Origin of the sequence: Lachnoanaerobaculum sp. ICM7 (assembly GCF_000287675.1) — a bacterium.
GTDB lineage: Bacteria > Bacillota > Clostridia > Lachnospirales > Lachnospiraceae > Lachnoanaerobaculum.
Map to the genome: position 1 here is coordinate 164,512 of NZ_ALJL01000036.1, position 22,268 is coordinate 186,779.

Consider the following 22,268-nt stretch of genomic DNA (forward strand, 5'->3'; position numbering starts at 1 on the left):
GCATAGTGCCCCCTTTTTCACTGTACAAGTATTATTAAAATGAATGTGATTTTCAGTTTTATCCACTTGTTTTTTTAGTAGTTTCATTATAAAATAGCTTAAGATTGTTTTGTATTTAACAATTTTATTAATATTATATTTTACATGAAAAATATAATATTATAGTGATTAAAATACACTTTAATCACAACAATTTATTAATTAATACGGAGGTTTGTATATGGCTCAAATAGGAGTTTCTGCTATGAAACGAATTGAAGATTTGCTGGATATCGGAAGTTTTGTGGAAATTGGATCATATATAAGTTCAAGGAACACAGATTTTAATCTATCTGACAAGGAGACTCCAAAGGATGGGGTTTTGACCGGTTACGGTACGATTAATGACAGTCTGGTATATGTGTACAGTCAGGATCCTTCAGTGCTTGGCGGCTCAATAGGAGAAATGCATGCAAAGAAGATTGTTTCACTATATGATATGGCAATGAAGATGGGAGCACCGGTAATAGGGCTGGTTGATTGTGCGGGTCTTAGACTTGAAGAGTCTTTTGATGCATTGGATGCCTTTGGAAAAATATATTTAGCACAGACAAAAGCAAGCGGTGTTATTCCACAGATACAGGCGGTATTCGGTCTAAGTGGCGGTGGAATGGCAATAAGCAACGGACTCAGTGATTTTGTATTTATGGAGCAGGATAAGGCAAAAGTCTTTGTAAATTCTCCAAATGCTATAAACGGAAATTCACAGGATAAGAATGATTTTTCAAGTGCCAAGTTCCAATCGGAATCCACAGGTTTGGTTGATTTTATAGGAACCGAGTCTGAAATCATTTTAGGAATCAGAGAGCTCATTTCAGTTCTTCCTGCAAATAATGAAGATGATATGTCATATATCGAATGTATGGATGATTTAAACAGACTTACACCTGAACTTGAGGGCAGAATAAGCGATCCTGCACTTGCACTGAATATTATTTCAGACAGCGGATATGTACTTGAAGTAAAGAAAAATTTTGCGAGAGAGATGTTTACAGGATTTATCAGATTAAACGGTAATACTGTCGGAGTTGTTGCAAACAGAAGAGCACTGTATGATGAGAACGGTGAAATTGCAGATGAGTTTGAAAATGTACTTTCTCATCAGGGAAGTGATAAGGCGGCAGGTTTTGTTGAATTTTGTGATGCTTTCAATATTCCTGTACTTACACTTGTAGATGTAAAAGGATATAAAGCTACAAAATGCAGTGAGAAGAGAATGCCTAAGGCAGGCGCAAAGCTTACATATGCATATGCAAATGCAACAGTTCCTAAGGTAAGCCTTATAGTAGGTGATGCTTACGGAAGCGCTTCACTTTCAATGAATTCAAAATCAATAGGTGCTGACATTGTATTTGCATGGGAAAATGCAAAGATGGGTATGATGAATGCAAGTGAGGCTGTAAAGATAATATATTCAAAAGAAATTGATTCAAGTGAGGATATAAAGACAACTCTTGAAGAGAAAACAAGAGAGTATGAGAACTTACAAAATTCAGCCGTATATGCTGCAAGAAGAGGATATGTAGATGATATTATCACAGTAGCAGATACAAGAAAGAGATTGTTGGCAGCCTTTGAAATGCTTTTTACAAAGAAAGAAGATCGTCCATATAAGAAACATGGATCAATTTAGAGGTGAATCATGAAAAAGAGAATAAAGTATTTAATCTTAAGTCTGTTTATGATTGCCATGCTGGCACTTAGTGCATGCGGTAAGAAGGCCGACTCTGAGAGTTCAATACCTGAGGAGGTTTCAAACCAGCTTCCTGTACAGGCTGAAAGCTTATTGAATCAGCTGTACAAAATGGATGATGCGGAGCTTGATCAGGTAATTGAGGGTGTAGAGCAAAACGGTCAGACAGCCTTTGCCGAAGGAGTAAAAAACTTTAAATCAACAAAGGAGCTTGTCGGAGATCTTGTAGGAATTGATGATACAAAAGTCTCAGCTTCAGAAGGCAATTATGTTGTTAAGGTAAATTATTCCGGCGAAAAGAGAAAATCCGAGATGACACTCGGTTTTGACAGCAAAACAAATCAGGTAGCGGTATTTTCTATCACACCTAAGTACAGCGTTATTGAAAATATGGAAAAGGCCGCACTGAATACAGTTCTAGGTATGGGAACAGTATTTATTATATTGATTTTTATATCATTCCTTATAAGCTTGTTTAAGTATATAAATGTATTTGAGAATAAATTAAAAGCAAAGACTAAGGAAGAACCTGTAATTGAGGCGGTAAAGGTAAACGAGCCTGAAAATCTTGAGGATGATTTGGAGCTGGTAGCGGTTATAACGGCAGCCATAGCGGAGTTTAGCAATACAGATGCATCAAACCTTATAGTTCGTTCAATAAAGAGAGTTAAAAGATAGTGGAGGGAAAAATGAAGAATTATACTATTACAGTAAATGGCAAATCATATGAAGTTTCTGTTGAGGAAAGAGGAGGAGCAAGTGCTCCTGTTACACCTGTAGTGTCTACACCGGTTGCACCTGTTGCTAAGCAGGCGGCACCTGCTGCAAGTGGAAGTGAAGGTAGAGTAAAGGTTGTTGCACCTATGAGCGGAAAGATCCTTGGAATCAAGGTAAGTCTTAATCAGGCAGTTAAAAAAGGTGAAGTGGTAGCTGTACTTGAAGCTATGAAGATGGAAAATGATATCGTTGCACTTGAGGACGGTACAATTGCAAGTATAAATGTAAATGTTGGAGACAGTGTTGAAACTAATCAAACTCTTGTAACAATCAACTAATATCCGGAGGGAGAAAAAATGGATTATATATTAAATACATTATCCAATTTGATTGCTCAGACCGCATTCATGAATCTTACCTTTGGCAATTTGATAATGATTTTTGTTGCCTTTATATTCCTGTATTTGGCAATCAAAAAGGGATTTGAGCCTCTTTTGCTGGTTCCGATTGCTTTCGGTATGTTACTTGTAAATATCTACCCGGATATAATGCTTAGACCTGAGAATTCGGCAAACGGTGTTGGAGGTTTGCTTCACTATTTCTATGTATTGGATGAATGGAGTATACTACCTTCACTTATATTCATGGGTGTAGGTGCACAGACCGATTTCGGTCCGCTTATAGCAAATCCGAAATCATTCTTACTTGGTGCAGCGGCACAGTTTGGAATTTATGCGGCTTATTTTATAGCAATCTTTATGGGATTTAATGATAAGGCGGCAGCGGCAATATCTATTATTGGTGGAGCTGACGGCCCTACTTCTATCTTCCTTGCAGGTAAGCTTGGACAGACTGAATACCTGGGACCTATAGCTGTAGCGGCGTATTCATATATGGCTTTGGTACCTATCATACAGCCGCCTATTATGAAATTCTTTACAACTGATGAAGAGAAGAGAATCAAGATGGAGCAGCTTCGTCCTGTATCACAGCTTGAGAAGATACTTTTCCCTATAATAGTTACGGTAGTGGTATGTCTTATACTTCCTACTACAGCACCTTTGGTAGGTATGCTGATGCTTGGAAACCTCTTTAAAGAGAGTGGAGTTGTAAAGCAGCTTACAGAGACAGCAGCAAATGCAATGATGTATATCGTTGTTATCTTACTTGGAACCAGTGTTGGTGCTACAACAAGTGCGGAGGCATTCCTTAAAGTTACAACTTTAAAGATTGTAGCACTTGGACTTATAGCTTTTGCTTTCGGTACCTGGGCAGGTGTAATATTCGGTAAGATAATGTGTAAGGTTACAGGCGGTAAGGTAAATCCGCTTATCGGTTCGGCAGGTGTTTCGGCAGTGCCAATGGCAGCCAGAGTTTCACAAAAGGTTGGTGCAGAGTATGATCCTACAAACTTCCTTTTGATGCATGCTATGGGGCCTAATGTGGCAGGTGTTATCGGTACGGCTGTAGCTGCCGGAACCTTTATGGCAATATTCGGAATAGTATAAGGAGGGATTATGGCAGAAATTCAGAAAAAGCCTGTTCAGATAGTTGAGACTGTGCTACGTGATGCACATCAGTCTTTGGTAGCAACAAGAATGACTACAGAACAGATGCTTCCTATAATAGATAAAATGGATAAAGTAGGATACAGGGCTGTAGAATGTTGGGGTGGTGCTACATTTGACGCTTCGCTCAGATTCTTACATGAAGATCCGTGGGAAAGACTTCGTAAGTTTAAAGACGGATTCAAAAACACTAAACTTCAAATGCTCTTTAGAGGACAGAATATCCTTGGATACAATCATTATGCAGATGATGTTGTAGAGTACTTCGTTCAAAAGTCGGTTGCAAACGGTATTGATATAATTCGTATTTTTGATGCGTTAAATGATATCAGAAACTTAAAGACAGCTGTTTATGCGGCAAATAAAGAGAAGAATGCTGAAGTTCAAATAGCTCTTTGCTATACTTTGGGCGATGCATACACACTTGAGTATTGGAAAGATATTGCAAAGAGAATTGAGGACATGGGTGCAGATTCTCTCTGTGTAAAGGATATGGCAGGACTTTTGACACCATATGCCGCAGAGGAACTTATAGGAAGCCTTAAGGAATCTACAAACTTACCTATAGAGCTTCATACTCACTATACAGCAGGTGTGGCTTCTATGACTCTTTTAAAGGCGGTAGAGTCAGGCTGTGATATAATTGATACAGCTATTTCACCTCTTGCGCTTGGAACTTCACAACCTGCAACGGAAGTAATGGTAGAGACTTTCAGAGGAACACCATATGATACAGGTCTTGATATCAACTTACTTTCTGAAATAGCAGACTATTTCAGACCTATAAGAGAAGAGTTTATAAAGAGCGGATTACTTAATCCTAAGGTACTTGGAGTAAATATCAATACTTTAAAATATCAGGTTCCGGGAGGAATGCTTTCAAACCTTATAAATCAGTTAAAAGAAGCAGGTAAGGAAGATAAGTACAGAGAAGTTTTGGAGGAGATTCCAAGAGTTAGAAAAGACTTCGGAGAACCGCCACTTGTTACACCTTCATCACAGATAGTAGGTACACAGGCGGTTATGAATGTGCTCTCAGGTGAGAGATATAAGTTGGTTCCAAAGGAATCAAAGAAGATAATGCTTGGAGAATTCGGTCAGACTATCAAACCTTTCAATAAGGAAGTGCAAAAGAAGATAATAGGTGATGAGAAGCCTATTACATGCAGACCGGCAGATCTTATTGCACCACAGCTTCCTGAATTTGAGAAGCAGGTTGCAAAGTGGAAAGAGCAGGATGAAGATGTGCTTACATATGCACTTTTCCCAAAGGTTGCAGAGGAGTTCTTTGAGTACAGAGCAGCACAAAAGACAAAAGTGGATATGACTAAAGCAGACAAAGAAGCAGGAGCATATCCGGTATAGGTAAAATAAGTATTCAAAAATCCCTTACTTAATGTAGGGGATTTTTATGTAAGTGAAAATGAGAGAAATAAAGAGAAAAGTTTTAAAACAATTTAGCAGTGCCAGAATTATTCTGTTTGGATTTATTATTATGATATTTATAGGGGCAAGTATTCTAAGTTTGCCTATTTCATCAAGAAGCAGGGAATTTACACCTTTTATAGATGCCCTGTTTACCGCAACCAGCGCAAGCTGTGTTACAGGCCTTATAGTATATGACACCGCTACACATTGGTCGGTATTTGGGAAAATTATAATAATAGCTATGATACAATGCGGAGGACTCGGTGTGGTAACGATGTTAACCGTATTTACTCAGGTTACAGGCAAAAAAATAGGACTAAGAGACAGAGCCACATTACAAAGCGCACTTTCAGCACCACAAATTGGCGGTATTATCAGACTTACAAGTTTTATATTTAAAGCGACTATTATTATAGAGATGATGGGTGCACTCCTTATGTTCCCAAGCTTTATGAAAAATTTTGGGATAACAAAGGGAATATATTATTCTGTATTTCATTCTATATCTGCATTTTGCAATGCAGGTTTTGATTTGATGGGTGATGTAAGCAAATTTTCATCTTTGACAAAGTATCAATCCGATATAATGATAAATATAACAATAATGTTATTGATACTGATAGGAGGTCTGGGTTTTCTTATATGGAAGGATATATTTGATTACAGGTTTGATATAAAAAGATATTCCACTCAAACTAAGATAGTGCTTACAATGACATCTATTTTGGTATTGTTTCCGTCCATATTATTTTTCTTTACAGAATTTAGCGGATTGGACATCAAGACGAGAGTGCTCTCAAGTTTATTTCAGGCGGTTACACCAAGGACTGCAGGATTTAATACTATAGATTATACGAAGTTCAGCGACAACGGTATAGCAATGACTGTTATATTAATGCTTATAGGCGGGGGCTCAGGCTCTACCGCCGGAGGTATTAAGATGAGCACCGTATTTATTTTAGCTGTTACAATGTGTTCCATTTTAAAACAGGACAAGGAAGTAGCGGTATTTAAGAAAAGAATTGAGCCGGATATAATAAAAAATGCAGTTGCTGTACTGTTTTTGGATGTTGCTTTATTTATAGCAGGATCCATGCTGATAAGCGGTATAGAGGGATTTTCGCTGAAAGAAACAATGTTTGAGTCCGCATCCGCAGTCGCAACGGTCGGCTTAACTTTGGGAATTACCCCAAGTCTCGGGACAGTTTCAAAACTTTTATTAATATGTATGATGTATATCGGAAGAGTAGGAGGTATAACGCTTATATTTGCAGCAGTTACTCCTAAAAATAACGGAAATGCAAGATACCCCAAGGATCAGGTAGCAGTAGGATAAATTTTATAGAAGGTGAATTATGAAGAGTTTTTTAGTAATAGGAGTAGGGCGTTTTGGGCGCCATTTATGTAAGAAATTATATGAACTGGGATATGATGTAATGGCTGTGGACAGAAACGAGGACTGTATAGAGCCGGTGCTGCCTTATACCTTAAATTCAATGATAGGAGACAGTACAAAGAGTGAGTTTATAAAATCAATCGGTGTAAGTAATTTTGATGCCTGTTTTGTGGCAATAGGTGATGATTTTCAAACTTCACTTGAAACAACGTCACTTCTTAGTGAGTGTGGAGCAAAATATGTGGTAGCCAGAGCATCCAGAGATACGCAAGCAAAATTTCTTTTAAGAAACGGGGCAAATGAAGTGGTATATCCTGAAAGACAGCTGGCTGAATGGACTGCAATAAGATACAGTTCAAATAATATTTCAAATTATATAGAGCTGCCCGGAGAAAATTCTATATTTGAATGTAAGGTTCCTAAAAGCTGGGAGGGAAAAACCGTATTGGAGCTTGATATAAGGAAAAAATACAAAGTTAATATTATGGGAATAAAAAAAGGTGAGAACTGGTATATGACTATTACTCCACAGACAAAGTTTGAAAAGGATCAGGATATAATGGTTTACGGAGCAAATAAATATTTGAAAAAATTCTTAAATTTTGATTCAAGCAATTTTACAACTGAAGAAGAGGCTGAAGAAGATGATTGATGATATTTCTATTAGATTTGCAAAACCTGAGGATGCTAAAGAACTGCTCAAAATATATGCATATTATGTAACGGATACGGCAATATCATTTGAAACAGAAGTACCAAGTGAGGAAGAGTTTAAATTAAGAATAGAAGAGGTTTTAAAAAGCTATCCGTTTATTGTTGCCTGTAAGGATGATGAAATACTTGGATATGCCTATTTGCATTCATTTGTAGGAAGAAAGGCTTATGAATTAAGTGCAGAGACCACCATATACCTAAATCCGGATAAGAAGAAAATGGGTATAGGCAAAAAATTATACTCGGTCTTGGAGGATATAGCAAAGGAGCAGAATATAACAAATTTATATTCATGTATCGGTTATGTGGATAAAGAGGATGAATATTTAAATAATAACAGTGTACAGTTTCATGAACATATCGGGTTTAGAATGGTTGGAAAATTTGAAAACTGCGGTCATAAATTCGGTAGATGGTATCATATGGTGTGGATGGAGAAGATTATAGGTAAGCATGAGGAGATTAAAGAATTTATAAAGTTTGAGGAGACAGATTATATTCTTTAAAACTAAAAGTTTATGTACAATTGAGCTAACAAGACTTAAACGATTGATACAACTGAATTAGAAGCATAAAGTACATTCTTTAAAAAGTGTACTTTATTTTTGTTTTGTACATTATTCTAGAGTGGTATTTTGTATGTTTTGTAGTACGTAATATTCTCTAATATAAGAAATTGATTTGTACATTTTTTACTCTAATTGGTGTAGAAGAAGTGACAGTTCAATTGTACATTTTATTTAAAATATTTATGGTTATAAGATTAGTATTTGAAGCATAGATAAAGTAGATACAGTGGTATAATAGTGTCAAAAGACTTTCAGGAGAAATGAGATGAGATCGCATACAGTTATTCTAGGCGCTGGTGCTACTATTGCAGCAATACCAGATGGTGATAAAAACGGAAAAAGTTCTCCAGTTATGAATGGATTGCTAAAAAACTAAATTTAGAAGAAATTCTTGCTGGTGTTGAATTACAGACAAAGAGCGAAAATTTAGAAGATATCTATTCAGAATTATTTGAGAGAGAAGAGTGCTCCGAAATAGTTAAAAAACTAGAAGAAAGACTCTATGATTATTTTGCTTCGTTGGAGTTACCTGATGAACCAACAATTTATGATCTTTTAATATTAAGTTTAACTAATAAAGATTGCATAGCTACGTTTAATTGGGACCCTTTACTTATACAAGCTTATGTTCGCTGTTCAAAAATTACTCTGAACCTGCCACAAATTCTTTGTTTACATGGGAATGTAGCTGTCGGTTTTTGTGAAGAACATACTGAGTTTGGAACAGTAGATTACTATTGCCCAACATGTTATAAAAAATTAAATCCAACAAAATTATTGTATCCCGTAAAAAACAAAGACTATTCTTCCGATGGATACATAAATTGGTGTTGGAAAGCATTAGATTACTTTGTCGATCATTCATATATGTTAACTATTTTTGGATACAGTGCTCCTAAGAACGATGTAGATGCTGTTAATTTAATGAAAAAAGCATGGGGAAATATTGAAGACCGACCACTTGAAGAAGTTTCCGTAATAGATATTATAGACGAAGAGACTATGCTAAATACATGGAAAGACTTTATTCATAGCCATCATTATAGGTATTCAAATTCATTTTTTGATTCTTACTTAGCAAAATTTCCAAGAAGAACTTGTGAAACCGTATTTGCAACATTTTCATTAAATGTTCCTTCTGATGGTAGTAGAGGATTTAAAGAGAATTTTAATTGGGACATGATAAAAGAGTTTTTATCTGATATGTTAGTTGAAGAACAGGAAAATAAAGGAAAATCAAATTTAAAATCGAGATATTTAGTTTGGGGTGAAGATGTTAACAAATAATCCAATTAATCATAGTGTACTTAAATTGTCAATGGATTTCGATAATGCTTTTAAACATAAAAATATAGAGGAAATCTATAGACTAATAGAATTTGGAAAAAATATGGAAAACACTATTGATGATATTTCCAAAATTCAATTATTTTATTCTATTGGGACAGCATACGCTGATATATTTGAACTAAGTGATAACTTAGTTTTCAACATAGATACCGATTTTACAGTTCAACAAATTTATTACTTAAGAAAAGCTATAGAAATTTCAAATAACGTTGATATAAATTCTGAGAACAGTAGGTTTGTTTTCCCATTATTATGTTCACTTTACACTAATTACGCAAATTTATTAGATGCTTGTGGTAGAAAGCAGTTAGCTATTAAGATGTATTGTAAATGTATACAAATCAATCCAAGATTCACAATGGCTAGTGGTAACTTGGCTATTTGTCTAGATCATTATCGTAATTTTTTGAATGATAACGAACACCTCCACTTTATTAAAAAAATTAAAAATTTAATAGAAACAAGCATAACTGTTTCAGATCCAAACAGAGTTGATTATGCAGAAAAGCGATTTATTGAACTTTACGAACAATATCTTAATTATAAAGACTTAGATGAATGCTCTTGTAAAACCATCGATTATAATCCTAATTCACAAAAGTATCGCGAATGGTGTTGGAATAACGGGCTGTATCTTAATCCACTTAATGACTTACAAGCTGACGATATAAATAGATATGATGATAATCTTTTACTACCAAGTTTATTATTTCAATCGGATAAAGATTTAAACAAATATATTTCTATGTTTAATCAAATTAAGCAAGAATATGTTTATGCGCGTTATCTCTGTTTTAATAGCATTGAAATTGATTCGGTTCATTATGCTGATGAGAATGTTTATCTTATTGATTGTCTAGACTATGTACAATACTCTATCCGAGTTGAAGGATTAAAAGCATCTTTTAAAACACTATATTCATTATTAGATAAAGTAGCTATGTTTATAAATGAATATTATTCTTTAAAAATTAAAACTCGACAAGTAAATTTCCATTCAATTTGGAGATCAAATAGTGATTTAAATAAAATGTTGGATAAGAATATTGGTCTGTCATCTATATTTTGGATAGAGAAAGATTTTGATAATGGTGATAATTCTTTAACAGCTAATCCAAACTCAAAGCGATTGAAAATTATTAGAAATTATTTAGAGCACAGATTTACTAATATAACATTGAATATTTTTAATGGAAGTGAAGATAATGAAGATAATAATGAAACCAGACTGTATCTAACTGAATTTGAACTTCAAGAGTTTGCATTAGATTTATTAAATCTTGTAAGAGAAGTTATTTTTTCACTCAAAAATGCCATTCAAATAAGTGAAAATGAAAAACAATCTACTATAAGCAGTGAAGTTGCTTTAATTCCGATAAATTATGAAGAAGTAGATTCGGAAGATAAATTATAGCATTGAACATACAATTTATAGTCGTTATAAAAAGCAATAGCCTAAATTCATTTAACTAATCGACTTAACTAGATCTAAACCATTGATAAAACTGAATTAGAAGGATAAAGTACACTCATTAAGCAGTGTACTTTATTTTTGTTTTGTACATTATTTGTTGATTGCTTAATCAATACTACATCGCTATCAGGCAATTCAGTCTCCATTTAGTCCTCTAAAACCCATGTTGAGGCGGTAAGTTTGCTAGTCAAGGAGTAAAACGACGAAGATTAGCATTTACTTCCGCCCATGCGATAGCTGTCCGTGATTGACAAGTGCTAGCACGCAGACAGAACGGAGATAGCGAACCGCTGAGTGTGTCGCTCTGCTCGTAAAAGCTTAGAAACCTTTGAACGAAAGGGATAATGAAAGCCTTGATTGCAAGGCTTTTTGCTTTATGGTGGGTAAGTATCAGAGTGAGAAAATTTTTGGAATGAGTAGAAGTGATAGCTAGAAATTATCAGTTTCTATTTCCATTTACCCTGTGGGTACGTGTTTGTTTCCATTGACAAGGAGTTTGTGGGAATAGAAATGTACCCACCTTGTTTGAATCAAGTGAAGTGTAGTTGAAGGAAATCTGTTGAAAGCAATACTTCATTTTACCGAATAAGTAATAATTTAGGCAACTTCAAATCGATTAAAAAAAACTATTTTAAAGGTTAAGAGTAGACAAAAATTGTCCACTCTTTTTTGCAAACTCAATTTATCAATAAATGAAATGAGGGAATGTAAAATGAAATATTTTGAGGTTGAGTTAGAAAATCCTGATGAATTTTTAAAACTACAAACAGAAGATTTTGTGAAAGCTAATCGCTTGCTACTAAGGAAGATAATCCAGAGCGTTACAGTCTATGAAGAAAACTTCGTCATATCCTTTAAATCTGGCATCGAATTGGAAGTATGAGTCTCATTCCATAACTTTTATATTGAACATATCATCTTGTTGTGTTATACTATAAATTGATATAAACAAAGATGTAGGAGGAACCGAAACTATGACAGCCTCAATGCGTTTAAGATAAGCTGGCAATAAAAAAAGCAGAATCTATACCCGATGATAGGCTTTTTTGTTGTGCTTATTTATACGATATTGAGCATTCATTAGTTACGGTGAGGATATTGGTTATTTAACTATACCTTTATTTAACTATGTCTTTAATATGAATGTTTCCAAATTGTATGTATGCAGACCAAAAGCCACATTGTGGGGTTTGGCCTGCATTTTTTATTGCCTAGAATGCTATTCAAAATAGAAATTCAAGCAAAATAATATGCAGGAGATAATATAAATGGAAAAATACAACAATTGGAAACGAAAATTTTATGCAATATGGGCAGGGCAAGCAGTATCATTAATCACTAGTGCCATCCTGCAAATGGCGATTATTTTTTACCTTACAGAAAAAACAGGATCTGCGATGGTCTTGTCTATGGCTTCATTAGTAGGTTTTTTACCCTATGCGATTTTGGGACCTGCCATTGGTGTGCTAGTGGATCGTCATGATAGGAAGAAGATAATGATTGGTGCCGATTTAATTATCGCAGCAGCTGGTGCAGTGCTTGCTATTGTTGCATTCTGTATGGAGCTACCTGTCTGGATGATTATGATAGTATTGTTTATCCGTAGCATTGGAACAGCTTTTCATACCCCAGCACTCAATGCGGTTACACCACTTTTAGTACCAGAAGAACAGCTAACGAAATGCGCAGGCTATAGTCAGTCTTTGCAGTCTATAAGCTATATTGTTAGTCCGGCAGTTGCAGCACTCTTATACTCCGTTTGGGATTTAAATGCTATTATTGCCATCGACGTATTGGGTGCTGTGATTGCATCTATTACGGTAGCAATTGTACGTATACCTAAGCTGGGTAATCAAGTGCAAAGTTTAGAACCAAATTTCATAAGGGAGATGAAAGAAGGAGTTGTGGTTCTGAGACAAAACAAAGGATTGTTTGCCTTATTACTCTTAGGAACACTATATACTTTTGTTTATATGCCAATCAATGCACTATTTCCTTTAATAAGCATGGAACACTTTAATGGAACGCCTGTGCATATTTCTATTACGGAAATTTCCTTTGCATTTGGGATGCTAGCAGGAGGCTTATTATTAGGAAGATTAGGGGGCTTCGAAAAGCATGTATTACTAATAACAAGTTCATTTTTTATAATGGGGACCAGTTTAGCCGTTTCGGGAATACTTCCTCCAAATGGATTTGTAATATTCGTAGTTTGCTGTGCAATAATGGGGCTTTCGGTGCCATTTTATAGCGGTGTGCAAACAGCTCTTTTTCAGGAGAAAATTAAGCCTGAATATTTAGGACGTGTATTTTCTTTGATCGGAAGTATCATGTCACTTGCTATGCCAATTGGGTTAATTCTTTCTGGATTCTTTGCTGATAAAATCGGTGTAAATCATTGGTTTTTACTATCAGGTATTTTAATTATTGGCATTGCTATAGTTTGCCAAATGATAACTGAGGTTAGAAAATTAGATTTAAAATAAACAATATTGGAGGAATATTTATGTATCTTATTTTCATGTAACTCTTCCTGCTAAAATCGCAGGGTTTTCCCTGCATACAAGCAAATGAAAGCATGCGATTATAGACAGGAGGAAATGTTATGGAATTAATATTAAAAGCAAAAGACATTCGTGTGGAATTCAAAGGACGCGATGTTTTAGATATAAATGAATTAGAAGTATATGATTATGACCGTATTGGTTTAGTAGGAGCAAATGGTGCTGGAAAAAGCACTTTACTCAGGGTACTTTTAGGAGAATTAACTCCCCCAGGATGTAAAATGAATCGTCTGGGTGAACTTGCCTATATTCCCCAGTTGGACGAAGTAACTCTGCAGGAGGAAAAAGATTTTGCACTTGTAGGCAAGCTAGGTGTTGAGCAATTAAATATACAGACTATGAGCGGTGGTGAAGAAACAAGGCTTAAAATAGCACAGGCCTTATCGGCACAGGTTCATGGTATTTTAGCGGATGAACCTACGAGCCATTTAGACCGTGAAGGAATTGATTTTCTAATAGGACAGCTAAAATATTTTACAGGTGCACTGTTAGTTATTAGCCATGACCGCTATTTTCTTGATGAAATAGTAGATAAAATATGGGAACTGAAAGATGGCAAAATCACTGAGTATTGGGGAAACTATTCTGATTATCTTCGTCAGAAAGAGGAAGAACGTAAGAGCCAAGCTGCAGAATACGAACAATTTATTGCGGAACGTGCCCGATTGGAAAGGGCTGCGGAGGAAAAGCGAAAACAGGCTCGTAAAATAGAACAGAAGGCAAAAGGTTCTTCAAAGAAAAAAAGTACTGAAGACGGAGGGCGTTTAGCTCATCAAAAATCAATAGGAAGTAAGGAAAAAAAGATGTATAATGCTGCTAAAACCCTAGAGCACAGGATTGCGGCCTTAGGAAAAGTAGAAGCTCCGGAAGGCATTCGCAGAATTCGTTTCAGGCAAAGTAAAGCATTGGAGCTCCATAATCCATACCCTATAGTCGGTGCAGAAATTAATAAAGTATTTGGGGATAAGGCTCTGTTTGAAAATGCATCTTTTCAAATTCCGTTAGGAGCAAAAGTGGCGTTAACTGGTGGTAATGGAATCGGAAAAACAACTTTAATCCAAATGATCTTAAACCATGAAGAAGGAATTTCTATTTCGCCTAAGGCAAAAATAGGTTACTTTGCACAGAATGGTTACAAGTACAACAGTAATCAGAATGTTATGGAGTTTATGCAGAAGGATTGTGACTACAATATATCAGAAATTCGTTCAGTGCTAGCATCTATGGGGTTCAAACAGAACGATATTGGAAAAAGTTTATCTGTTTTAAGCGGTGGAGAAATTATAAAATTGTTGCTTGCTAAAATGCTCATGGGTAGATATAACATCCTAATAATGGATGAACCCAGTAACTTCCTTGACATACCAAGTTTAGAGGCTTTGGAAATACTAATGAAGGAGTACACCGGAACTATCGTGTTTATCACCCACGATAAACGATTACTCGAAAATGTAGCAGATGTAGTTTATGAAATTAGAGATAAGAAAATAAATCTGAAACATTAAATTTAAGGTAGTCGCTGGTCAGTATAGTCTGTTCTGGTTGGCGACTCCATTGTTAAAGAGTATAAAGACTTTAGATTTTATGAATATTAAAAATAGGAACAGTCAATTGAACTGCTCCTATTTTTCTGCTAAATATATTGTAGTTTTCTTATATGTATAATGATAGATTAGCGGATTCTCATCTACGGTACTTACTTCAAATATGAAGAAGTGATCGCGGTTATCTCTGGACTTTTCCTTATTGAGGACAAAGTAATTCTTACGTGAAGTCGCCATTGTTTTTAGGATATCATCAGTTAGGAAGGTCAATGGAATATTCATGTTAGAGTAGCGGTAGAAGTCACGTTCAAAATCTTGGTAGCTCTCGCTATAATAGTCCATTTGTAGGTGATTACGCTGAAACTCAAGCTGATTCATAGAGCACCTCCTCGACAAGTTCAATACTAATAATGTCTTTTAATTTCAAATTGATGTGACCTGTTGTAGTTTTTATCAAAATGAAATCTTTGGTCAGACTTGGTATTGTTCCAGTGTAGGAAACACGCTTGTTTTTTTCAATCACTTGAATGCGTGTGCGTAGCTGCCCGGCGTATACTTGACTGAGGAGTAATAATTTCTTCTCTAGTGATAAGTCAGACATGTACGTTACTTTGTTTGTATCATCAGAGAGTGCTGATGCATGTTCAGATAGGAAAAAGCCCATCCATTTTTGCATCTTTGTATCCTGGTACTCTCTTGCTGATTGAAATGGTAAATATGAACGGTCAATCATATCAAATCCTTTCTATGCAGAGGCAAGGGTATTTTTATCAAATTGAATCGTAAAACCTTGAATTCCCCCACCTGTGTAACATTCTTTAAAGCGATTGATTACCTCAGTATAGATTATCACAGATGAGCTTGTTGGCTTAATGCTAAATGTAAATTCCAATGGTAATCGGTTTTCAGATTTAGCATGTACTAGTCGTATCGATATTTCAGTTGTTTTGAGTTTTCTCTGACGAAGTTTTGAAGTTGCTGTTTCAACGATTCCATGTAAAAATCTTTCAAGCATTTCAATATCATTACATCCTTTGCTACGGATTTCTGAAAATTGTACTGTATTTTTTTCTTGTTTCATTTTAATCCCTCCAATCCACCCGCGGAATGACCACCGATAAGTTTACTGCGTTCAATATTTCTGGAACCTTCAGTTAGGACGGTTCCTTTTTGTATGGCTAAAAAACCAAACTGTTCTCTGACAACATCAATAGCTGTCTGAAGTCTATTATCTTTTTCAATTTGTTCTACATCATCAAAGAGTGATAGTAGAGTATAGCTTTCATCTACGAAGCCACTATAAGATACACCAATTTGTCTCACTGCACCAGAGGTGTATTTTTTCGGAATAATACAAGTACATGACTCACCATTGTTTTGGGGAGATTTGCGGGTTCAATTTTATTCTGAGCATTTATAGATTTTTTCATCTCAGTCCTAGAATAGCCAATATGAATAGAAACGACAGTAGTCAATACTAGGGCTACTGTTCCGTTCCACAGTATCATTTAAAAATCATTTTCACACCCTTTCGTCTATTAGTATAGAAGAAAGCTCTCAGCACACGTTGAGGCAGTATCACTGCTTGTACGAGCTTAGAAAAAAATGTTGACGAAAAAGCCTTGGTGTCAAGGATTTTTTGCTATCCTCAAAAAGATAATTTTATAATTGACAATTTGTCAGTAGAGCAGTATAATTTATAATCAGGAGGAATAAAATGCGAGATGTAAAAGATCCGGAAATTCGACGGGCTGAGATTATGGATGCTTCTATGCTCCTCTTTATGGAGAAAGGATATGCGAACACAACAACTCAGGATATAGTCGATAAGGTAAATATATCACGAGGTTTGTTATACTATCACTTTAAGAACAAAGAAGATATTCTATATTGTCTTGTGGAACGATATTCAGAGAAATTATTGAGAGATATTCATGTGATTGTCAATGATGACGACAAAACTGCTATTGAAAAAATAAGAGCCTTTATAGATGCCACAATAATCTCTACAGATAACGTTTCAGCGGAGGGAACTGAGTTACAAAAGACGGTTGATCTTAAAGAAAATCGTTATATGTTAGATAAGTTATCCCATAAGCTCATTGAAAAACTGACTATATATTTTGAGAGGATAATAAATCAAGGCATCTCAGAAAAAGTATTTTCTGTAAAATATCCATCTGAAACAGCAGAATTTCTTATGACAGCCTATGTTTTTGTTTCAAATAACATAGGTATAAAAACATCAAAGAAAGAACCTGTCAAAGATTACTTGAATGCATTTAAGATAATGCTGGAACAAAACCTAAATACAAAAGGACTCTTTAGCAATTAAAAAAAGATAGAATGTTTGTAAAGAGAACTATGTACCGATAGCTGAATCAAAACAAGCTATCGGTATTATTTCAAAATATGACTGACAAATTGTCAATAGAGGTGAAAATATGTTAGAGATAAAGAATTTTAGTAAAAGTTATGGGGATAAGAAGGTTGTGGATAACCTATCTATTTCAGTACAGCCTGGAGATATTTATGGTTTTATTGGAGCAAATGGTGCGGGAAAAACGACAACGATAAAGGCAGTTGTCGGTATCCATGATTTTGAAGACGGAAGTATAATTATCAACGGTCATTCTATTAAAGAAGAACCTGTTATTTGTAAAAAAATGATGGCGTATATCCCAGATAATCCAGATTTGTATGAACATATGACAGGACTTCAATATATTAATTTCATTGCTGACCTGTTTGAAATTCCTACAAAAATACGCAGGGAGAGAATCCAAAATTACGGTGATTTATTTGATATGACTGAGCATCTTTCGGGGATAATTTCTTCATATTCACATGGTATGAAGCAACGAACAGCCATTATTTCTGCACTTGTACATTCTCCCAAACTATTGATTTTAGATGAACCTTTTGTTGGGCTAGATCCCAAAGCAACTTTCCTACTAAAGAAAATTATGCATGAGTGTGTTTCAGATGGAGGTGCTATTTTCTTTTCAACCCATGTATTGGATGTTGCGGAAAAATTATGTAATAAGATTGCCATTATCAAAAATGGAAAGTTAGTTGCAAGTGGTAATACAGGAGATATCAAAGGTAATGAATCATTGGAAGCATTTTTCATGGAGGTGCAGGGCAATGAGTAACATTTGGATACTAATTAGAGCACAATTGATAAATTTTTTTCCCATTAACCAGATTAGAGAGACGGGAAATAAAAAACAAAGTTCAATGGCTATTGCGAGTTTTGGCATAGTAACTCTTGCCTTATTTTGCTTTTTTTATAATATCCTAACAGCTAAAACATTGGTACAAGTTGGACAACAAAACTTGATTCCGGCATATATGGTCTCTGTCTCAAGTTTTTCGATATTATTTTTGACAGTTTTTTATTCGAATGGCATTTTATTTGGCAGTCGAGATATGGAAATTCTCCAATCCTTACCTGTTAAAAGTTCGTATATTATCACCAGCAAGTTCATGTTTATGTACTTATTGAATTTTTTAATAGGCTTGATGTTTATGCTTCCGGGTGGAATTGTATGGGGCTTGAACGGAAGTTTAAACCTCCTACAGATTATATTGTATTTTACTTCTATATTTTTTGCCCCTTTGATCCCCATGTGTATAGCGGCATGCATGGGACTCGTTATTGTTGTCGCTTCATCTTTTTTTAAAAGAAAAAATGTTATCTCTCTTATTTTTTCATTTGCGATGCTAGGTATAATTGGATATTTTGCATTATCAGCTTTGCAATCAGGTGATGAAAGTAGTATTGGGGTTACTCTGGCTAAGCAAATTACTGGACTGTATCCAATTTCTAGACTATTTATGTCATACTACAATTTTCCAATGTACTATGGGATGGGATTTTATATAGTTCTTTCAATAGTCGTCTTTTATCTATTTGTCAAAATTGCTTCGTTGAAGTATGGACTACTTAATACACTTGCCAATACAAAATCAAGTTATGCTAATGACAAAGTATCTTATGAAAGAAAATCGGTATTTTTTGCCTTGTATCAAAAAGAGCTTGGACGATTTTTAAGTTCTTATATGGCAGTCTTGAATGCTGGGCTTGGAGTGATTCTTTTATGTGTCTTTAGTATATGTTTCCTGTTTAATTCTGTAGGTCAAATAGGAAATTCTGCAGGAATTGAAAATATAAATGAGTATCTTTCAAACTTAGCTCCCGTCTTTATTGCATCTATGCTTTCACTCAGTTGTCCAGCAGCTTCATCTATATCTTTAGAAGGTAAAAATATTTGGATTTTGAAAAGTTCTCCGGTTGAGATAAAAATGATTTTAAATGCTAAGATAGCTGTCAACCTTACACTTCATTTGATTGGATATATGATTTCTGTATCAGTATTTATGCTGAAACTTGATATGAATCCTATTCAAGTTATGAATCTAGTTATTGTTCCTATATGTTACTCCCTTTTTATAACGGTAATCGGAATTTCATTAAATAAAAAATATCCTAACTATGATTGGGACAGTGAGATGATAGTCGTCAAACAAAGTCTACCTGTTATTGTGACTGGAATTATTGGTATGATTGTACTTATTACGCCTATTTTTCTTAATTGGGTGTTAAATATTCCGATTACATTTGTTTTGCAGGTAGTATCAGTAGTTTTATTGGTTATTACAATGGGTGTTTATATAACAATGAGCAAGTCGAATTTTATCTAGTTAAAGGAGGAAAATAAGATGAAAAACAGACTGACAAAAGATATTTTGGTGTTGCTAGGGATGACAGTCATAATAGTTGTTATTTGTAGTTTTCTCCCAGAGGAAGTTCCTATCCATTTCAATGCAAAAGGTGTTGCAGATATGTTTGCAAATAAATATTATCTTCTACTGGCTACAGTAATTCCATACTCTGCATATTGGAAGATTGTTAGGGGGAAGGAAAATAAAAAGATTAAATGAAACCCCATCTATATTTACAGATTGCATCAAAATTAAGAACAACTATTTTAAGAGGTGATTATGTGCTTGGACAAAAAATTCCTTCGATAAGGAGTTTAGCAGAAAATGAGAAGTGTAATCCAGCAACAATCCAAAAAGCAATGAAAGTTCTCGAAGAACAGAATTTGGTTATTAGCTGTGGAACATTAGGATATTTTGTCATAGCAAGCGAGCAAGAAATAAAGGAGTTAAGATATCAAGAATCGAACAAGCTAGTGAAAATTTTGTTTGAAAATCTAGGTGAGCTAGGATTTTCGGAAGATGAGATTGTCAATTTATTTTTTTGAAAAGATGCTTAGATGAAGTTGAATGGAAATTTATTAGGATTATTTTTGAAAGTATATAAAAGCCTTGATTATAAGGCTTTTTTTGCATTTTCCAATAAAGAACTTGACATTATTAGTTACTTCCACTACAATAGAATTACATACCATCGGTATGATAGAAAGGAACAAAAATGGCAAGGAATAGAAACTCACATGAAACTAGAAAAAAAATACTAGAGGTCTCTAAAAATCTATTTTTAGAAAAAGGATTTGATAATACATCAATACAAGATATCATAGATGGATTAGGTGGATTAACAAAAGGTGTTATCTATCATCATTTTGAGTCTAAATATGATATACTGCAAACAATCATTAGCGAAAATAATCAAGAAATTTTAAATTATAATTGGAGAGGAAATACTGGATTAGAAAAGATACAAAATTCTTTGATGGACTCTTTCTCTAATTTTGAACACCAAAGGCTCGTTTACTCTGCCTCAATCATGCTAAGAAGTCCACGCTTATTGGGAGAGCAGTATCTAGGTCTATTTTCTGATTTTTTACCCGAAATTAGAGAAAAGGTTTACGAAGGAGTTGAAGATGGGTCTATTAAAACAGAATATCCAGAAGAGCTAGCAGATTTAATTGTTTTATCTCTAAATATTTGGATTGGTTTTCAAATTTCCGTTTTTTCATTAGTAGAATTAAAGCGTAAAATGAATTTCATTAAACTTACTTTTGAAGGTCTAGGGGTACAGTTAATTTCTGATGAAATGATGGAGGTGATTTTCAACTTATTTGATCGCTTAAAAAAATAGTAAATAAGTAGTCGCATGACATTCATGTTAATACTAATTTCTATTTATGTGTTATCAATTCAATAAATTATCTTACATAATTTATAGTTAAAAAATAACATACTTTAAGTGTGTTATTAAAAATCTATTATACATACCGAGGGTATGTTTGTTTTTAGTATATACATACCGATAGTATGTATGGTGCCATTGTCTGTAAAATAAGCTTATTTTTAAATATTTGTCGAGATTAGTCTGAATAGTTTATTCTTTATTTACGCTTTGGAGGAAATAATCTATGTTGTCGCTTATTAAAATTGAATTAAATAAAGTTTCTAAATCTAAATTATTTTTAGCCTGGTTGTGTACTATATTTATAGTGTTAGGTATTACAGCAATCATTATTATGGGTTTAGGTACTGACAATAAACTAGGAGAATTTACTGGACAGGATTCTAATGTTATTAGAATTACTGGTAAATGGGAAGGTTGGGCAATTGTAGCTTCATTGTTTTCATCTTTATTTACAAAAGCAGCATTTTTGATTTTCGAATCTTATTTATTATCTACGATTATTATTGATGAATTTAAACGAAGAACAATTTTTCAGTTGTTTTCTTACCCTATTTCTAAAATAAAGTTACTTTGGGGAAAAATTCTTTCAGTCATTCTAATAGCATTTATTGCCCATTTTTCTGCACATTTAGTGACTCAATTATTCATTAGATTCATGGCTGTTGTAACTGAATCTAGTTATATCCCTCTAGCTAGTCAATTAATTAACTTGGCTGGAATAACGTTTGCAACAGTACTAATAGGGTTACTACCATTTGTTTTAGGTATGATTAAACATTCAACAGCTATAACAATGCTTTCAGGACTTGGTTTAGCAGCATTACTTTCAAATGTAAGTCCAGGAAGTTTATCTAATAATATTGCTGATAACTTATTCTTTTTGATATTTGCAAGTTTCATAAGTTTAATGATTACTTCATTTTCAATTTTTAATATTTCAAGACAAGATATTAGTATCAAGTAGCATACCTAAGTTTAATTGAAGGAAAGTGATAATTCCTTAATGATTTCTATAAAAAAAGAGACTGTATAAATTAGTATTTATGCTCTGGGAGAAAAATTCTTGCATTTAAAACTGGATATAG

The 22,268-nt window shown here is 34.3% G+C and carries 24 protein-coding genes; 20 read left to right on the top strand and 4 right to left on the bottom strand.

All coding sequences use genetic code 11. The features are described from left to right. Positions 1 to 220 precede the first annotated feature (220 nt). The 13 genes from HMPREF1140_RS12415 (at position 221) to msr(D) (ending at position 15,017) form a co-directional block, all read left to right on the top strand. Positions 221 to 1,672, top strand: a complete 1,452-nt coding sequence (locus HMPREF1140_RS12415) for an acyl-CoA carboxylase subunit beta (RefSeq protein ID WP_009664080.1) — start codon at positions 221 to 223, stop codon at positions 1,670 to 1,672. 9 nt (positions 1,673 to 1,681) lie between these two features. After that, positions 1,682 to 2,410, top strand: coding sequence for an OadG family protein (locus tag HMPREF1140_RS12420; RefSeq protein WP_009664146.1), 729 nt, complete (start codon positions 1,682 to 1,684; stop codon positions 2,408 to 2,410). Positions 2,411 to 2,421: 11 nt separating this feature from the next. Then, a complete protein-coding gene (locus tag HMPREF1140_RS12425; protein ID WP_009664116.1) occupies positions 2,422 to 2,787 on the top strand; it encodes a biotin/lipoyl-containing protein in 366 nt (121 codons plus the stop codon). Positions 2,788 to 2,805: 18 nt separating this feature from the next. Further along, positions 2,806 to 3,957: a sodium ion-translocating decarboxylase subunit beta gene (locus HMPREF1140_RS12430; RefSeq protein WP_009664072.1), complete on the top strand. Its 1,152-nt coding sequence runs from the start codon at positions 2,806 to 2,808 to the stop codon at positions 3,955 to 3,957. A 9-nt stretch (positions 3,958 to 3,966) separates the two neighbouring features. Further along, positions 3,967 to 5,382 carry an oxaloacetate decarboxylase subunit alpha gene (locus tag HMPREF1140_RS12435; RefSeq protein ID WP_009664052.1) on the top strand — a complete coding sequence of 472 codons (1,416 nt, stop codon included), beginning with the start codon at positions 3,967 to 3,969 and terminating at the stop codon, positions 5,380 to 5,382. A 58-nt stretch (positions 5,383 to 5,440) separates the two neighbouring features. Then, positions 5,441 to 6,781: a TrkH family potassium uptake protein gene (locus HMPREF1140_RS12440; RefSeq protein WP_035620580.1), complete on the top strand. Its 1,341-nt coding sequence runs from the start codon at positions 5,441 to 5,443 to the stop codon at positions 6,779 to 6,781. A 19-nt stretch (positions 6,782 to 6,800) separates the two neighbouring features. Next, positions 6,801 to 7,493 (top strand): potassium channel family protein, encoded by a 693-nt coding sequence (locus HMPREF1140_RS12445; RefSeq protein WP_009664208.1) that lies wholly within the window; start codon positions 6,801 to 6,803, stop codon positions 7,491 to 7,493. Continuing rightward, a complete protein-coding gene (locus tag HMPREF1140_RS12450; RefSeq protein WP_009664105.1) occupies positions 7,486 to 8,061 on the top strand; it encodes a GNAT family N-acetyltransferase in 576 nt (191 codons plus the stop codon). Before HMPREF1140_RS12445 ends, HMPREF1140_RS12450 begins: the two co-directional genes overlap by 8 nt. Positions 8,062 to 8,643: 582 nt before the next feature. Then, the gene (locus HMPREF1140_RS12455) at positions 8,644 to 9,411 is read left to right on the top strand and encodes a hypothetical protein (RefSeq protein WP_009664190.1); all 768 of its coding nucleotides are present in this window, start codon (positions 8,644 to 8,646) and stop codon (positions 9,409 to 9,411) included. Beyond that, positions 9,398 to 10,888 carry an LA2681 family HEPN domain-containing protein gene (locus HMPREF1140_RS12460; protein WP_009664121.1) on the top strand — a complete coding sequence of 497 codons (1,491 nt, stop codon included), beginning with the start codon at positions 9,398 to 9,400 and terminating at the stop codon, positions 10,886 to 10,888. Before HMPREF1140_RS12455 ends, HMPREF1140_RS12460 begins: the two co-directional genes overlap by 14 nt. Before the next feature lie 772 nt (positions 10,889 to 11,660). Beyond that, a complete protein-coding gene (locus HMPREF1140_RS12465; protein WP_000873143.1) occupies positions 11,661 to 11,831 on the top strand; it encodes a hypothetical protein in 171 nt (56 codons plus the stop codon). A 385-nt stretch (positions 11,832 to 12,216) separates the two neighbouring features. After that, on the top strand, positions 12,217 to 13,434 hold the full coding sequence (mef(A), locus tag HMPREF1140_RS12470; protein WP_000417519.1) for a macrolide efflux MFS transporter Mef(A): 1,218 nt from the start codon (positions 12,217 to 12,219) through the stop codon (positions 13,432 to 13,434). 119 nt (positions 13,435 to 13,553) lie between these two features. Next, on the top strand, positions 13,554 to 15,017 hold the full coding sequence (msr(D), locus tag HMPREF1140_RS12475; RefSeq protein WP_000420313.1) for an ABC-F type ribosomal protection protein Msr(D): 1,464 nt from the start codon (positions 13,554 to 13,556) through the stop codon (positions 15,015 to 15,017). 117 nt (positions 15,018 to 15,134) lie between these two features. On the opposite strand, the gene HMPREF1140_RS12480 is transcribed toward msr(D), so the two are convergent. Genes HMPREF1140_RS12480 through HMPREF1140_RS12495 form a run of 4 tightly spaced genes read right to left on the bottom strand, consistent with a single transcriptional unit; the run spans position 15,135 to position 16,379 of the window. Continuing rightward, positions 15,135 to 15,434 carry a DUF5960 family protein gene (locus HMPREF1140_RS12480; protein ID WP_001072467.1) on the bottom strand — a complete coding sequence of 100 codons (300 nt, stop codon included), beginning with the start codon at positions 15,432 to 15,434 and terminating at the stop codon, positions 15,135 to 15,137. Further along, entirely contained in the window at positions 15,421 to 15,789 is a 369-nt protein-coding gene (locus HMPREF1140_RS12485) for a hypothetical protein (protein ID WP_000567222.1), read from the bottom strand. Before HMPREF1140_RS12485 ends, HMPREF1140_RS12480 begins: the two co-directional genes overlap by 14 nt. Before the next feature lie 12 nt (positions 15,790 to 15,801). After that, complete coding sequence (locus HMPREF1140_RS12490) at positions 15,802 to 16,137, bottom strand: DinB/UmuC family translesion DNA polymerase (RefSeq protein ID WP_000806926.1); 336 nt, start codon at positions 16,135 to 16,137, stop codon at positions 15,802 to 15,804. Beyond that, positions 16,134 to 16,379, bottom strand: a complete 246-nt coding sequence (locus tag HMPREF1140_RS12495) for a hypothetical protein (protein ID WP_001813542.1) — start codon at positions 16,377 to 16,379, stop codon at positions 16,134 to 16,136. Before HMPREF1140_RS12495 ends, HMPREF1140_RS12490 begins: the two co-directional genes overlap by 4 nt. A 394-nt stretch (positions 16,380 to 16,773) precedes the next feature. Between HMPREF1140_RS12495 and HMPREF1140_RS12505 the strand changes: the two genes are divergently transcribed. The 7 genes from HMPREF1140_RS12505 (at position 16,774) to HMPREF1140_RS12535 (ending at position 22,147) form a co-directional block, all read left to right on the top strand. Continuing rightward, positions 16,774 to 17,391: a TetR/AcrR family transcriptional regulator gene (locus HMPREF1140_RS12505; RefSeq protein ID WP_009664199.1), complete on the top strand. Its 618-nt coding sequence runs from the start codon at positions 16,774 to 16,776 to the stop codon at positions 17,389 to 17,391. 109 nt (positions 17,392 to 17,500) lie between these two features. Beyond that, positions 17,501 to 18,211, top strand: a complete 711-nt coding sequence (locus HMPREF1140_RS12510) for an ABC transporter ATP-binding protein (protein WP_009664098.1) — start codon at positions 17,501 to 17,503, stop codon at positions 18,209 to 18,211. Continuing rightward, entirely contained in the window at positions 18,204 to 19,763 is a 1,560-nt protein-coding gene (locus HMPREF1140_RS12515) for a hypothetical protein (RefSeq protein WP_009664211.1), read from the top strand. Before HMPREF1140_RS12510 ends, HMPREF1140_RS12515 begins: the two co-directional genes overlap by 8 nt. Positions 19,764 to 19,781: 18 nt before the next feature. Further along, a complete protein-coding gene (locus HMPREF1140_RS12520; RefSeq protein WP_009664127.1) occupies positions 19,782 to 20,003 on the top strand; it encodes a DUF1648 domain-containing protein in 222 nt (73 codons plus the stop codon). Beyond that, positions 20,000 to 20,329 (top strand): GntR family transcriptional regulator, encoded by a 330-nt coding sequence (locus HMPREF1140_RS12525; RefSeq protein ID WP_035620602.1) that lies wholly within the window; start codon positions 20,000 to 20,002, stop codon positions 20,327 to 20,329. The genes HMPREF1140_RS12520 and HMPREF1140_RS12525 overlap by 4 nt, the downstream gene beginning before the upstream one ends. Before the next feature lie 170 nt (positions 20,330 to 20,499). Further along, a complete protein-coding gene (locus tag HMPREF1140_RS12530) occupies positions 20,500 to 21,129 on the top strand; it encodes a TetR/AcrR family transcriptional regulator (RefSeq protein WP_009664054.1) in 630 nt (209 codons plus the stop codon). 277 nt (positions 21,130 to 21,406) lie between these two features. Further along, a complete protein-coding gene (locus HMPREF1140_RS12535) occupies positions 21,407 to 22,147 on the top strand; it encodes an ABC transporter permease (protein ID WP_009664163.1) in 741 nt (246 codons plus the stop codon). Positions 22,148 to 22,268 lie beyond the last annotated feature (121 nt).

Bases quoted from the DNA above. Each gene is read 5' to 3' on its own strand.
- HMPREF1140_RS12415 (WP_009664080.1), top strand. From the start codon at position 221: ATGGCTCAAATAGGAGTTTCTGCTATGAAACGAATTGAAGATTTGCTG.
- HMPREF1140_RS12420 (WP_009664146.1), top strand. From the start codon at position 1,682: ATGAAAAAGAGAATAAAGTATTTAATCTTAAGTCTGTTTATGATTGCC.
- HMPREF1140_RS12425 (WP_009664116.1), top strand. From the start codon at position 2,422: ATGAAGAATTATACTATTACAGTAAATGGCAAATCATATGAAGTTTCT.
- HMPREF1140_RS12430 (WP_009664072.1), top strand. From the start codon at position 2,806: ATGGATTATATATTAAATACATTATCCAATTTGATTGCTCAGACCGCA.
- HMPREF1140_RS12435 (WP_009664052.1), top strand. From the start codon at position 3,967: ATGGCAGAAATTCAGAAAAAGCCTGTTCAGATAGTTGAGACTGTGCTA.
- HMPREF1140_RS12440 (WP_035620580.1), top strand. From the start codon at position 5,441: ATGAGAGAAATAAAGAGAAAAGTTTTAAAACAATTTAGCAGTGCCAGA.
- HMPREF1140_RS12445 (WP_009664208.1), top strand. From the start codon at position 6,801: ATGAAGAGTTTTTTAGTAATAGGAGTAGGGCGTTTTGGGCGCCATTTA.
- HMPREF1140_RS12450 (WP_009664105.1), top strand. From the start codon at position 7,486: ATGATTGATGATATTTCTATTAGATTTGCAAAACCTGAGGATGCTAAA.
- HMPREF1140_RS12460 (WP_009664121.1), top strand. From the start codon at position 9,398: ATGTTAACAAATAATCCAATTAATCATAGTGTACTTAAATTGTCAATG.
- HMPREF1140_RS12465 (WP_000873143.1), top strand. From the start codon at position 11,661: ATGAAATATTTTGAGGTTGAGTTAGAAAATCCTGATGAATTTTTAAAA.
- HMPREF1140_RS12480 (WP_001072467.1), bottom strand. From the start codon at position 15,434: ATGAATCAGCTTGAGTTTCAGCGTAATCACCTACAAATGGACTATTAT.
- HMPREF1140_RS12485 (WP_000567222.1), bottom strand. From the start codon at position 15,789: ATGATTGACCGTTCATATTTACCATTTCAATCAGCAAGAGAGTACCAG.
- HMPREF1140_RS12490 (WP_000806926.1), bottom strand. From the start codon at position 16,137: ATGAAACAAGAAAAAAATACAGTACAATTTTCAGAAATCCGTAGCAAA.
- HMPREF1140_RS12505 (WP_009664199.1), top strand. From the start codon at position 16,774: ATGCGAGATGTAAAAGATCCGGAAATTCGACGGGCTGAGATTATGGAT.
- HMPREF1140_RS12510 (WP_009664098.1), top strand. From the start codon at position 17,501: ATGTTAGAGATAAAGAATTTTAGTAAAAGTTATGGGGATAAGAAGGTT.
- HMPREF1140_RS12515 (WP_009664211.1), top strand. From the start codon at position 18,204: ATGAGTAACATTTGGATACTAATTAGAGCACAATTGATAAATTTTTTT.
- HMPREF1140_RS12520 (WP_009664127.1), top strand. From the start codon at position 19,782: ATGAAAAACAGACTGACAAAAGATATTTTGGTGTTGCTAGGGATGACA.
- HMPREF1140_RS12525 (WP_035620602.1), top strand. From the start codon at position 20,000: ATGAAACCCCATCTATATTTACAGATTGCATCAAAATTAAGAACAACT.
- HMPREF1140_RS12530 (WP_009664054.1), top strand. From the start codon at position 20,500: ATGGCAAGGAATAGAAACTCACATGAAACTAGAAAAAAAATACTAGAG.
- HMPREF1140_RS12535 (WP_009664163.1), top strand. From the start codon at position 21,407: ATGTTGTCGCTTATTAAAATTGAATTAAATAAAGTTTCTAAATCTAAA.